Origin of the sequence: Novosphingobium sp. ZW T3_23, from assembly GCF_044987305.1 — a bacterium.
GTDB lineage: Bacteria > Pseudomonadota > Alphaproteobacteria > Sphingomonadales > Sphingomonadaceae > Novosphingobium.
Window position 1 is genome coordinate 73,260 of sequence record NZ_JBJDRF010000008.1, and the last position, 12,521, is coordinate 85,780.

Here is a 12,521-nt window from a genome sequence, read left to right on the forward strand (position 1 = left end):
GCGCTGAGCCATTTTGCCTCAAACCTCGATGGTGCCATTTATGAGTTTACGGCCTGGTGGATTGGACGGTTGCCAAATCGGGCAACAGTCGCAAAGACTGGCGACATGAAATATCGTAACGCGGTCGTCACGCTCTTCGCCCTCCTTTCGGTTTCCACCCCTGCTCTGGCGCAGGATTCGGCGCAGCGAAGCCGTCCGACAGCGCCTGCGCTGCCCGCGCCGCTGCCGGCCGCGCAGGACAAGGCTTACCCGGGGACAATCTCGCTCGATATCGATGCCAGCGATGTCGTCCACGGCGTCTACCGCGTCACCCAGCAGTTTCCGGTCGCGGCCGGTACGGACAAGTTGATCCTCGTTCAGCCGAGCTGGCTGCCGGGCAACCACTCGCCCACCGGCCCCGCCGCGCTGCTGGCGCAGATCCACTTCCTTGCCGACGGCAAGGAGATCAAGTGGCAGCGTGACACCGTGGCCGTGAACGCCTTCCACCTGAACCTTCCGGCCGGAACGCAGGTCGTCACCGCGAAGTTCATCCACACCTCGCCGGTGCAGGCCCGCGAAGGCCGCATTACGATGACGCAGGAAATGCTGAACCTCCAGTGGGAGAAGATGAGCCTCTATCCCTCCGGCTACTACACGCGCGGCGTGACCGTGAAGCCGACCGTCAAGTTCCCGGCGGGCTGGACCGTCTACACCGCGCTCGACGGCAAAAGCCAGCAGGGCGACACCGTCACCTGGACGCCGACCGACTACGAACGCCTGGTCGACGAGCCGATCTTCGCGGGCAAATATGCCCAGCGCTGGGATCTCGGGCATGACGTCGGCATGGCGGTGGTCGCGGACGAGGCCAAGCTGCTCGGCATCAAGCCCGAGAACATGAAGGTCTATCGCAACCTCGTGTCCGAAGCGCTGCTGACGTTCGGCGCGCGGCACTTCGATCACTACGACTTCCTGCTGGCACTGACCGACCGCATGGGCGGCATCGGCCTCGAACACCACCGTTCGAGCGAGAACCAGATGGAGCCCAAGGTCTGGACCGAGTGGGACAAGATGGACTGGGATCGCAACGTGATCCCGCACGAATTCGTCCATAGCTGGAACGGCAAGTATCGCCGCCCGGCCGACCTGTGGACGCCGGACTACCAGCAGCCGATGCAGAACACCCTGCTCTGGGTCTACGAAGGCCAGACCCAGTTCTGGGGCTATATCCTGGCCGCGCGTTCGGGCGTGCAGACCAAGCAGACCATCCTCGACACGCTGGCCGGCGCCGTCGCGCGCTATTCGGAAGCGACGCCGGGGCGCGGCTGGCGCTCGGTGGAGGACACCACCTTCGCGCCGGTGCTCAACATGCGCCGCCCGCTGCCCTACACTTCGGTGACCCGCACCGAGGATTACTACGTGGAAGGTGCGCTGACCTGGCTGGAGGCGGACCAGATCATCCGGCAGGGCACCGGCGGCAGGAAGGGCCTCGACGATTTCGCCAAGGCCTTCTTCGGCGTGCGCGATGGCGATTGGGGCGAGCTGACTTACGACTTCGACGAAGTGGTGAAGACGCTGAACGGCGTCTATGCCTACGACTGGGCCAGTTTCCTCAAGACGCGCATCTACGAAACCAACCAGCCCGCGCCCACCAAGGGTGTCGAGATGGCCGGGTACAAGCTGGTCTGGAAGGACACGCAGAACGGCTATGAGAAGGGCGTTTCGGAATCGCGCAAGTCGCTGGACCTCAGCTATTCACTGGGCGTGACGCTGGACAACGAAGGCACCGTGACGGGCGCCGTGTTCGATGGCCTCGGCTACAATGCCGGGCTCGTCAGCGGCGTGAAGGTCATGGCGGTGAACGGCACGGCCTATAGCGGCGAAACGATCAAGGACGCGATCACGGCAGCGAAGACGGCAAAGACGCCGATTTCATTGCTGGTGAAGCGCGGCGATGCCTTCAGCACCGTGGCGCTCGACTATCACGGCGGCTTGCGCTGGCCCTGGCTGGAAAGCACCACGCCGGGCAAGATAAACGGCCTGGACCGCTTGCTGGCGCCGCGCGGCAAGTAAGCGTTGCCGCCTGGGCGACGCCTTCGCCCGATGGATGGCCCGGTTCGGGATTTCGATCCCGTCCGGGCTTTTCCTTTTTTCTTTCCGGAATTTCGTCGATCGCAGCGGCGTATGTGTCGCAAACTGGCTGCAACTACCACGATAAGGCAGTTGCGATGCATAACTCGCAAGGCTAAGCCCCGCGGTCAAAGACTAACCGGCGCGCTTCTGCCGTGCCAGTAATGAAGGACCAACATGCGCATCGACATGATTCCTGTCGGCAAGAACCCGCCGGAGAGCCTGAACGTCATCATCGAGGTTCCCGTCGGCGGTGAGCCCGTCAAGTACGAGTTCGACAAGGACTCCGGCGCGCTGTTCGTCGATCGCATTCTGCATACGCCGATGCGTTACCCCGCGAATTACGGTTTCGTGCCGCATACGCTTTCGCCCGACGGCGATCCGCTCGACGCGCTGGTCGTCGCCCGCTCGCCGTTCGTGCCCGGCTCGGTCGTGCGCGTTCGCCCGATCGCGGTGCTGAACCTGGAAGACGAGCACGGCGGCGACGAGAAGCTCGTCTGCGTGCCTGACGACAAGACGTTCCCCTACTATTCCGACGTTCAGGAACGGGGCGATCTGCCGCCGATCGTGTTCAGCCAGATCGAGCACTTCTTCACCCACTACAAGGATCTCGAAGCCGAAAAGTGGGTGCGCGTCGGCACCTGGGGCGGCGCTGAGGAAGCCCGCCAGATCGTGCTGGAAGCGATCGAGCGTTACGAGACCGAAGGCAAGAAGGTCGAGGCCTGATCTGCTATAGAGTTCCACCACCCCCCATGTGGAACGAAGGGCCGGCGGTGCGAACCGTCGGCCCTTTATGTTTGCCCCTCTGCAAACGGCACCAGGGTCAGGTCACCACGCGGCCGCCGTTCACGCCGATGGTCTGGCCGGTGACGTAGCCCGAATCCTCATGGCATAGCCAGGCGCAGGCATTGGCGATATCTTCCGGCTCGCCCAGGCGCCGCACGGGCACGGACTGGAGCAGCACCTCGGTGGGGATCTGGAAGCGATCGCGATTCGCCTCCGACATGATCGTGCCCATGACGGAGCCGGGCGGGATATTGTTGACGGTGATGCCGTAGGGCCCGAATTCCTGCGCCATGGAGCGGGTCATCGTCACCACCGCGCCCTTCGAGGACGAGTAGGGGATCATGTTGATTGCGCCGGTCTGGGCGCTGGAGGAGGAGATGTTGACGATCCGGCCCCAGGCCGCCGCCTTCATATCCGGCAGGCATTCCTGCGTCATGACGAACAGGCCGCGCACGTTGACGGCATAGATGAAGTCCCAGCGTTCGTCGGTCAGTTCCTCGAACGGGGTGAAGTCGGTGACGCCGGCATTGTTCACCAGGATCGAGATCGGCCCCAGGGTCTCGCGAACCAGCTCCACGGCGGCCTTGACGGAGGCGCGGTTTGAAACGTCAGCCCCCACGGCCAGAGCCGTGCCGCCCGCCTCGCGAATGGCGGCCACGGTATCGGCGCAGCGTTCGGCGTCGAGGTCGAGCACGGCTACCGCAACACCCTGCTTTGCCAGCCGCCTGGAACAGGCCGCGCCGATGCCGGCGGCGGCGCCGGTGACGATGGCTACCCTGTAGGACACACGCATTCTCCCGATTTTGGCGCCTTGGCCCGATCCGGTTGGCGCGTCTCCGCACCGGGCTAGACCGAATCCGGCATGATCAGAAGATGTGCGCTGAACTCATGTTCAATTTTTCGCCGGGGCGAAGCGTGGTCCTGCCCCTAAGCCCGCGCACTCAGCCGCGATCAATCGACGACGAGGAAGTAATTCGCTTGGCTCTGGCCGCCGTTGCGGACTTCGATCAGATAGCGCTGCGTGAAGATCGGCACCCAGCGGCAGGCGCGTCGCAGGGCGTCCGCCACGCAGACCGGCTTGTGCGACGCATCCACGACCCGCAGGCTGAGCGGCTCGGTCCCGGCACTGGACAGCGCGATGCTGGCCTTGCGTCCGGACAGGAACACCTGCTGGAACGAATCGCTTTGCCCCGCGCCGATCCGGCCCGATCGATAGCCGGGCCCGAGCGGGCTGCCGCGCAGCGGAGAACCGGCCGGAGGCGCCAGCGCGCGCCAGCCGGGAACCGGATCGGTGCCGTTCCAGCCGTCCATGGGATGCGCCCCGGCACGCTCGATGATGCGCAGCGCTGCCGCGAGGGCCGCCGGATCGGCAGCCTGTTCGGCCTTCTGTGCCGTGGCGAGTGCTGCCGCCACCCGCTCGTCCAGGCCGGTTTCGCCGGTTGCAGCGGCCACCGACGGCATGGCGCCGACAAGCAGTGCCCCCAAGACAATCAGGCTTCGGCCAAACACGTTTAGGGCAGTCAGAACGGCTCTGGCCGCAATCATGATTTCGACTCCGGGGCGATCGTGAAGCAAGCTCCCTTTTCGGAGGGTGTCAGCACGATTTCAAGGTGATGACGTTCCGCGATGGCGCGGCACAAGGCCAGGCCCAGGCCCGAGCCGCCTTGCCCGCCATGGTTGCCGGCGCGGCTGAACTTGTCGAAGATTCGCTCGCGATCTTCCTCGGGCACGCCGGGACCATCGTCGCGGACGATCAGGCGCGGTCCCTTGAGCAGTTCCAGCCTGACGGTGCCGCCGGGGGGGACGAACTTGAAGGCGTTGTCGAGAAGGTTGGTGATCAGCCGGGTAAGCTGCATTTCCTCGCCTTCCAGCACGATGCCGGGCGTGATCCGGAGTTCGAACGCATGGCCCGATTCCTCCGCGCTGTCCGCGTAGAGTTCGCCGAGCCGTTCGGCGAGCGCGCTGAGGTCCACGGGGGCGAGGCCGTGGCGATCGCCGCGCCGCGCCTGGCTGGCGGTGATGTCCAGCAGCGATTCCAGCATGCGGATGATGCCGCGAATTTCGTGGCGGGCGTCGGCGATGCGGGCGGCGGTTTCGCCTTCCGGCCCGCTGTTCGGCAGCGCGGCGAGCGCGCGGAGCAACCGGTTGTCGAGGTGCATGAGCGGCGTGCGCATCTCATGCGCCACCTGGTCGGTGGTCTCGCGCTGGGCGCTGGCAAGGCGGCGCAGACGGGCCAGGGCGTCGCCGGAATGGCGCATCAGTTCGTCGATCTCGTCGCGATCCTTGGAGCCCTTTGCCAGGCGGTCGAGAGCCCGGTCGTCCGGGTGACGGAATGCGGCGTTGATGCGCTCGATGCGCCCTGCGAGGCGGCGGGCGGCAATCCAGCCTGCCAGCGCCACCGCGCCCACCGCAAGCAGGCCGCCTGCAAGGAAGGCCAGCGCCACTTGCCGCAGCAGGAGACCGAGATCGCGGTATTCATGCGCGACCATCAGCCGCAGGTCGGGGCCGAGTTGAGTGGCGCGGGCCAGGGCGCGTTGGCCGTCGGGCAAAGTGACGTCGCCCACTTCTGAAACCCCGGCATGGAGGCCCGGCCAGGCGCGGAGATCACCGGCGAGCGGCGTGCCCTTGGCATCCGCGAGCAGGTAGTGGGCCGGGTTGGCGTCACGCGGCTGGAGCGCGAGGCGGTCGTTGATGCGGTTGGACAGCTCTACCGCGCCGCCGCTTGCGAAGATATCGACCATACCCGCAAGATCGACGTCCACCGCGCGTTCCAGCGCCAGGCGGTTCGTGCGCTGGATGGTGGTATCGGTCAGCAGCCAGAGCCCGGACGTGATGAGCACGGCGATCAGGATTGCCCAGGCGACGATCTGGGTGAAGATCGACCGATGGATATCGACTAGGCGAGCCATTGGCCTAGCGCCCGTCCAGCAGGCGGTAGCCCGATCCCCAGATCGTTTCCAGCGCGGGGGCATCGAAGCCGTCTTCCAGCTTGCGGCGCAATCGGCCGATATTGACGTCCACCACGTTCGTCTGCGGGTCGAAGTTCATTTTCCAGACGTCGCGCAGCAGCATTTCGCGGGTGAGCACTTCGCCGGCATTCTCCATGAAGTACCGGAAAAGCTCGAATTCCTTGGGGCTCAGGGCAAGATGGCGGTTGTTGCGGAAGGCGGTGCGCGCCTTCACGTGGCACTCGAAGGCGCCGTAGAGGATCACCGCGCTGTGCTCGCGCCCGGACGCGCGACGGTGCAGCGCCCGCAGCCTGGCAAGCAGTTCGGGCGCCTCGAAGGGCTTGGCGAGGTAATCGTCCGCCCCGGCATCGAGGCCTTCCGCGCGGTCGCTGGTACGTCCGAGCGCGGAGAGCATCAGCACCGGCGTACCGATCCCGCTTTCGCGCAGGCGGGACAGGATCGTCAGCCCGTCAAGGTCGGGCAACATGCGATCGAGGATGATGACGTCGAAATTCTCGACCCCCGCAAGCCGCAGGCCGTCCTGGCCGCTGCCCGCCCAGACGAGCGTGATGCCCGCCTGTTCGGCCAGCTCCCTGACCTGGAACGCGGCGCGGGCATCGTCCTCGATGTAGAGGGTCTTGGGGCCGCTCATGGCAAGGCTCGCGACCGCGGAACCGCTCGCCGGAATAAGCCCGGCGAGCGAAGTTCCGGATCTGGCGATCGATCAGTGGGCCGAGGCGTTGGTGGCCTGCGGGGCCGCCGCCGAAGCGTCCTGGGGCATGCCGCCGAGCTGGGTGACCAGCTTGGTATAGGCATCGAGATAGGCGAGCACGATGATCTGGCCGATCTGCGTGTTCTGGTATCCGCCGCCGCCGGCCCCGCCGAAGGTACCGCCGAAGAAGCCGCCGCCGGCCCCGCCGAAGCTGACGTCCGACTTGCGGGCATAGCCCTCGGTCAGCGCTTCCTCCACCGTGGTGCGCGCATTGACGATGGAGAGCGTGACGTTGGCTTCGCCCTTCTTGACGTTGAGGCCGCCGGCGATCGCGCCGATGCCGCGACCGAACAGGCCGCCGACGCCGCCGAGCACGCCGCCGATGCCGCCGCCGCCGGAATTGTTGTTGGTGGAAACGATGTCGGGCTGGATGAAGTAGTCGGCCGCCTTGATCTGGCCCTTGCCGATGTTCGAGCCCTTCTGAAGCTCACCCTGTTCGGCCAGCGCGCGTTCCATGGCGCTGTTCTGGAGCGAACGGCCGCGATTGACCATGGTGAAGCAGCCGGACTTCTGCACGAAGACGCGCAGGATCGCCTCGGGGCTGCCCAGGCTGAGTTCGCGCCACCACTGGGTTTCCGGTTCGACGATGGCAACGGTGCCCAGGTTCTTGCGGCAGACCGGGATCTGCTGGACGCCCTTGTCCTGGATCTTGCGGGCGGACGAGCGATCTTCGGCGAATGCCGAGGGGGCTCCAGCCACGGCGACGAGCGCGGCGAGCGCACATACGAATTTCTTCATGACGACTTCCCTCTGTTGCACCGGGCAGCATGGCACGACCATACCCGGCCTTTCCCAACCCGCTGCGGAACTTAAGCGGGAATCCCGTCTGTGCAAATGACTATTGCTGTGAGATTTCCCCTCCGAGAAATCACCACTCGGCAGCGACCGCCATGTTGTCGATCAGGCGGGTGGCGCCGATCCGGGCCGCGACGAGCAGGCGCATGGGCGCAGCGCCGCGTTCCTCCAGCTGGATAAGGCTGCTGGCGTCGCGCAGTTCGGCATAGTCCACGGCGGAAAATCCGCCGGCCAGCAATGTTTCCTGCAGCCGCGCAAGCGTGGCGGAGACGGGCTCGCCGGCCTCTATGCGCGAGATCGCGTCCTTCATGGCCGTCGGCAGGGCGACCGCCTGGGCACGCTGTTCCTGCGAGAGGTAGGCGTTGCGCGAGGACTTCGCGAGTCCGTCCTCCTCCCGCACGGTGGCCACGCCGATCACCGCATCGACATGCGGCTGGACGAGATCGAGGTCGCGCGCCATGCGGCGGATCACCGCAAGCTGCTGCCAGTCCTTCTCCCCGAACAGCGCGACGTCGGGCAAGACCTGATGGAACAGCTTGCAGACCACGGTGGCGACGCCGTCGAAATGCCCGGGGCGCGAGGCGCCGCAAAGGCCTTCGCTGACGCCCGAGACGGAAATGTTGGTGGCGAAGCCCTGCGGGTACATCGCCTCCACGGTAGGTGCCCAGACCAGCGCCACGCCTTCGGCCTTCAGCAGCGCGCAGTCGGCTTCCAGCTGGCGCGGATACTTGTCGAGATCCTCGTTGGCGCCGAACTGGAGCGGGTTCACGAAGATCGAGACGACCACATGATCGGCCTGCCTGCGGGCTTCGCGCACGAGTGTCAGATGGCCTTCATGGAGCGCGCCCATGGTCGGCACGAGGGCGATCTTTCCCGATTGCCTCAACACGGCAACGGCACGGCGCAGTGGATCAAGGCTGTTGAGGGTTTGCATTGGGTGTCACTGCTCCGATAGGATGCACTTGACCGGGGGTCGCGCCTGCCCTTAGCCGCACCGCGCCGCTAAGAGCAATGGCCGTGATCAATGGGCTTGAGCAATGGGTTCGACCCGCTCCGGCGGTTAAGGATTTGATTTCGCTTTCCGGACTACTGTCCGGGGGCAACAGGGAAAGCGAACAGGGTCCGTGACAGCGCATCGTATCGTCTTCGCCAACGAAAAAGGCGGCACCGGCAAATCCACGACGGCCGTCCATGTGGCCATAGCACTCGCCTATCAGGGCGCCAAAGTGGCTGCGATCGACCTCGATCCGCGCCAGCGCACCCTGTTCCGCTATCTGGAAAACCGCGTCGAAACAGAGCGTCGCCGCGAGATCGCGCTGCCGGGCGCCCGCTTCGCGGTCTATGACGGCGAGGACATCGGCGAACTGGACGAACTGGCCGAGGCCATTGCCGAAGGCTACGATTTCCTCATCTTCGACACGCCGGGCCGTGACGACACTTTTGCCCGCCATGTCGCGGCGACCGCCGACACGCTCGTCACCCCGCTGAACGACAGCTTCATCGACTTCGACCTGATCGGCCAGGTGGAGAGCGAGACCTTCAAGGTGAAGAAGCTTTCGTTCTATGCCGAACTCATGTGGGAAACCCGCAAGAAGCGCGGCCTCAAGACCATCAACGAAGGGCGCCGCGAGCTGGACTGGGTGGTGGTGCGCAACCGCGTCCAGCACGTCGAGGCGAAGAACATGCGCCGCCTCGAAGGCGCGCTGCTCGAACTGTCCAAGCGCGTGGGCTTCCGCATTTCCAACGGCCTGTCCGAGCGCGTCATCTTCCGCGAACTGTTCCCTTCGGGCCTGACGCTGCTGGACAAGGGGCATCTCGGCGAACTGGGCACCAGCCATCTCGTGGCACGGCAGGAATTGCGCCAGCTTGTAGCCGGCCTCAACCTGCCGATCCCGGCCAGCCGCGAAGCCGACCTGCAACTCGCCGCCGACGAATGAAGCTGCTCTGGCTCATCGCGCTCGCCTGCATCGCCTGGCGGCTGATCAAGGGGCGCTGGCCCTGGCAGGCTCTGGGGCAGAGCAAGCCGTTGCGTGGGCCCTCCTTCACCGAGCTTCACGCAAGTGCGCAGGCGCGGGCCTTGCTGGGCGTGGACGAGAAAGCGGATCGCCGCGAAATTCTCGACGCCCATCGCCGCGTCGTCGCCAAGGTCCATCCCGACCGGGGCGGCACGAACGAGAAGGTCCACGAGGCGAACGCCGCACGCGATCTTCTTCTTTCCGGGCTGGGCGACGCGCGGGGCTGATCATGGGCCATCGGTTCGACCCCACGATCCTGCGCGAATACGACATTCGCGGCGTGGTCGGCCGGGATCTCGGACCGGAGGACGCCCATGCGCTCGGTCGCTGCTTCGCAACCGTCGTGCGTCGCGCCGGCGGGCGCAAGGTCGCGGTCGGCTATGACGGGCGGCTCAGTTCGCCCATGCTGGAGACGGCACTGGTCGAAGGGCTGACCGCCAGCGGCGCGGATGTCCTGCGGGTCGGGCTGGGACCGACGCCGATGCTCTATTATGCCGAGGCTTCGGCCGAAGATGTGGACGGGGCCATCCAGATCACCGGCAGCCACAATCCCGTCGATCACAACGGCTTCAAGATGGTGCTGGGCGGCCGGCCCTTCTTCGGACCGGACATCGTGCGGCTTGGCGAGATGGCGGCCAAAGGCGACTGGGACCGCGGTGACATCGAGATGGGCGAAGGCGGGGTCGAGAGCCGTGACGTGCTGGACGCCTATGTGTCCAGGATCGCCCAGGGCCTCGCCGGTCTCGGCACTCAGGCGCTGTCGGACCTGCGCATGGGCTGGGATGCGGGCAACGGCGCGGCCGGACCCGCGGTGGAGCGGCTGACGGGAATATTGCCCGGCGAGCACCATCTGCTGTTCACGCAAGTCGACGGCACGTTTCCCAACCATCATCCGGATCCCACCGAAGACGCGAATCTGGCGCATCTCAAGGCTCTCGTGGCCGAGCGGAAGCTGGACTTCGGCGTGGCTTTCGACGGCGACGGCGATCGGATCGGCGTGGTCGATGGTCTTGGCCGGGTGATCTGGGGCGATCAGCTGCTGGGGATATTCGCCGAAGACCTGCTGGCGCGCATGCCCGGTGCCACCGTGATCGGGGACGTCAAGGCATCCGGCGCGCTGTTCGATACGATCGCCCGGCATGGAGGGCAGCCGCTCATGTGGAAGAGCGGGCACTCGCACATGAAAGCCAAGATGCACGAGACCGGCGCGCCGCTGGCCGGCGAAACCAGCGCCCACGTCTTCTTCGCGGACGACTTCTACGGCTTCGACGACGCGCTCTACGCCGCCGTCCGCCTCATCGCCGCGAGCGCGCGGCTGGGGCGATCGGTCACGCAGCTGCGCGGGGCAATGCCGGAGATGCTCAATACCCCGGAACTCCGCTTCCAGGTGAGCGAAAGCCGCAAGTTCGCGGCTGTCGAGGAAGTCCGCGAACGATTGGTGGCGGCCGGGGCCGAGTTCGTCGACATCGACGGGGTTCGCGTCACCACGCCGCAGGGATGGTGGCTGCTCCGGGCGTCCAATACCCAGGACGTGCTGGTGGCGCGGGCGGAGAGCGCGACGGCCGAGGGGCTGGCGGCCCTGATCGCGCAGATCGATGAGCAACTGGCGGCGTCAGGCCTGCGGCGCGGTCCGCAAGCGGGGCATTAGAGCATTTTCTAATCAGATGGGACATCTGATGACTCGGAAAATGCTCTAACGGAGCGCGAGCCAGGCCAGCCCGACTGCCACGGCGCTGGCGGCCAGCGGGATCACACCATCGCGGCCCTTCCTCGGACCCGCGACGCTGGCGACGACGCCTGCCTTGAACAGCGTATTGAGCGCGACCGGAACGGCCAGCACCAGTCCGGCGGTGCGGGGATCGAGCGTCCGGCCTGCCAGGCCGCCCATGGTGATGATCGCGGAATCGACGTCCACCGTTCCCGAAATCGCCAGCACCAGCGCGAGGCCGCGATTCCCGAAATTCTCCAGCACCCAGAGCGAGGCCACCGTAAGCACCATGACCAGGCCCGTCAGCATCAAGGCCGGTGCGATGTCGAACGGGTTGCGAATCGTCATTTCGTGACTGGTGTCTCCCACTTCCACCTGACGCGTGCGATGCAGATGCCATGCCGCGAAGCCGAGGCTGACGACCAGGCCCGGCGCCACCAGCTTCACCAGCATCGGCAGCGCGGGCGGCGCCAGCAATCCGGTGAGGACCATGACGCGCAGGAACATGACCACCGAGGAAACCGAGATGGCCGAGGCCAGCACCGGTGCAGGGATCGCCCCTTCCTTCAGGCGGTTGGCGAGCGAGGCGGTAACGGCGGTGGAGGACACCAGCGCGCCTGCCGCGGCGGTGGCGATGACTCCGCGCGCGGCGCCGACAATCCGGGTTGCGAAATAGCCGGCGAAGGAGAAGCCCGAGACCAGCACCACGATCAGCCAGAGTTTCCGGGGGTTCCACGCACCGTACGGCCCGAAGTCCTCATTGGGCAGCAGCGGCAGGATCACCAGCGCGATCAAGGCGAAGCGCGCGATCGAGAGCACCTCGCGGCGGCTCAGCCTGTCGATCCAGTCGTGAAGCTGCTCGCGCATCGCCAGCAGCAGAACCATGACCACGGCGACGGCGGTGCCGATCAGGCGCTCTCCCATCCCCACCAGCAGGCCGCTGGCAAGGGTCAGCAGCGCAACCATTCCGGAAGTGCCGCTGACGCTGTCGTTGAGGCTGGCATCGCGCCAGTAGCCGACGATCACCAGCACACCGGCCGCTGCCAGCAGCACGGTTGCGGCACCGGGCGCGGGGGCCAGGAGAACGCCGGAGAGCCCGCCCGCAAGCCCCATCAGCGCGAATGTGCGAATGCCTGCGAAACGCGACCCCTCGGCCTGTTCGCGCCGGGCCCAGCCGCGTTGGAGCCCGACCAGCAACCCCAGCGCCAGGCTGACTCCAAGGGCGACCAAATGTCCGAGATCGAGATCGGTCTGCATCGTCCCTCGCGTGCCAGGCAACGGCAAGAACATCCGCGAAGGCAGGCAAGTACGCAAGAAGAATGGCGCAACCGGTTTGCCTGCTCGGGCTTTCCTGCTTCATGGGCCCGTGCTTCAACGGGAACTAGCCGCAG

At 66.1% G+C, this 12,521-nt stretch carries 12 protein-coding genes; 5 read left to right on the forward strand and 7 right to left on the reverse strand.

What is annotated here, in order from left to right; all coding sequences use genetic code 11:
• The first annotated feature begins 105 nt into the window (after positions 1-105).
• Together ACI3K3_RS07125 and ppa are read left to right on the forward strand one after the other, a co-directional pair.
• Positions 106-2,049: a M61 family metallopeptidase gene (locus ACI3K3_RS07125; RefSeq protein WP_404912914.1), complete on the forward strand. Its 1,944-nt coding sequence runs from the start codon at positions 106-108 to the stop codon at positions 2,047-2,049.
• Positions 2,050-2,283: 234 nt separating this feature from the next.
• Complete coding sequence (ppa, locus tag ACI3K3_RS07130) at positions 2,284-2,832, forward strand: inorganic diphosphatase (RefSeq protein WP_404912915.1); 549 nt, start codon at positions 2,284-2,286, stop codon at positions 2,830-2,832.
• 97 nt (positions 2,833-2,929) lie between these two features.
• Here the strand turns inward: ppa and ACI3K3_RS07135 are convergent, their stop codons facing one another.
• From ACI3K3_RS07135 to panC, 6 genes are all read right to left on the reverse strand, one after another.
• The gene (locus tag ACI3K3_RS07135) at positions 2,930-3,679 is read right to left on the reverse strand and encodes an SDR family NAD(P)-dependent oxidoreductase (protein ID WP_404912916.1); all 750 of its coding nucleotides are present in this window, start codon (positions 3,677-3,679) and stop codon (positions 2,930-2,932) included.
• A gap of 164 nt (positions 3,680-3,843) precedes the next feature.
• Positions 3,844-4,377 (reverse strand): hypothetical protein, encoded by a 534-nt coding sequence (locus ACI3K3_RS07140; protein ID WP_404912917.1) that lies wholly within the window; start codon positions 4,375-4,377, stop codon positions 3,844-3,846.
• Between the two features lie 56 nt (positions 4,378-4,433).
• Positions 4,434-5,801, reverse strand: a complete 1,368-nt coding sequence (locus tag ACI3K3_RS07145) for an ATP-binding protein (RefSeq protein WP_404912918.1) — start codon at positions 5,799-5,801, stop codon at positions 4,434-4,436.
• Between the two features lie 4 nt (positions 5,802-5,805).
• Positions 5,806-6,492, reverse strand: a complete 687-nt coding sequence (locus tag ACI3K3_RS07150) for a response regulator transcription factor (RefSeq protein WP_313437606.1) — start codon at positions 6,490-6,492, stop codon at positions 5,806-5,808.
• Positions 6,493-6,564: 72 nt separating this feature from the next.
• Positions 6,565-7,350: a CsgG/HfaB family protein gene (locus ACI3K3_RS07155; protein ID WP_404912919.1), complete on the reverse strand. Its 786-nt coding sequence runs from the start codon at positions 7,348-7,350 to the stop codon at positions 6,565-6,567.
• A 130-nt stretch (positions 7,351-7,480) separates the two neighbouring features.
• A complete protein-coding gene (panC, locus tag ACI3K3_RS07160; RefSeq protein ID WP_404912920.1) occupies positions 7,481-8,341 on the reverse strand; it encodes a pantoate--beta-alanine ligase in 861 nt (286 codons plus the stop codon).
• A gap of 190 nt (positions 8,342-8,531) precedes the next feature.
• Between panC and ACI3K3_RS07165 the strand changes: the two genes are divergently transcribed.
• Genes ACI3K3_RS07165 through pgmG form a run of 3 tightly spaced genes read left to right on the forward strand, consistent with a single transcriptional unit; the run spans position 8,532 to position 11,070 of the window.
• Positions 8,532-9,344 carry a division plane positioning ATPase MipZ gene (locus tag ACI3K3_RS07165; protein WP_404912921.1) on the forward strand — a complete coding sequence of 271 codons (813 nt, stop codon included), beginning with the start codon at positions 8,532-8,534 and terminating at the stop codon, positions 9,342-9,344.
• On the forward strand, positions 9,341-9,649 hold the full coding sequence (locus ACI3K3_RS07170; RefSeq protein WP_404912922.1) for a molecular chaperone DnaJ: 309 nt from the start codon (positions 9,341-9,343) through the stop codon (positions 9,647-9,649). The genes ACI3K3_RS07165 and ACI3K3_RS07170 overlap by 4 nt, the downstream gene beginning before the upstream one ends.
• A gap of 2 nt (positions 9,650-9,651) precedes the next feature.
• Positions 9,652-11,070: a phosphoglucomutase/phosphomannomutase PgmG gene (pgmG, locus tag ACI3K3_RS07175; protein WP_404912923.1), complete on the forward strand. Its 1,419-nt coding sequence runs from the start codon at positions 9,652-9,654 to the stop codon at positions 11,068-11,070.
• A gap of 45 nt (positions 11,071-11,115) precedes the next feature.
• Here pgmG and ACI3K3_RS07180 read toward each other — a convergent pair whose 3' ends face one another.
• Complete coding sequence (locus tag ACI3K3_RS07180) at positions 11,116-12,408, reverse strand: MgtC/SapB family protein (protein WP_404912924.1); 1,293 nt, start codon at positions 12,406-12,408, stop codon at positions 11,116-11,118.
• Between the last annotated feature and the right edge of the window lie 113 nt (positions 12,409-12,521).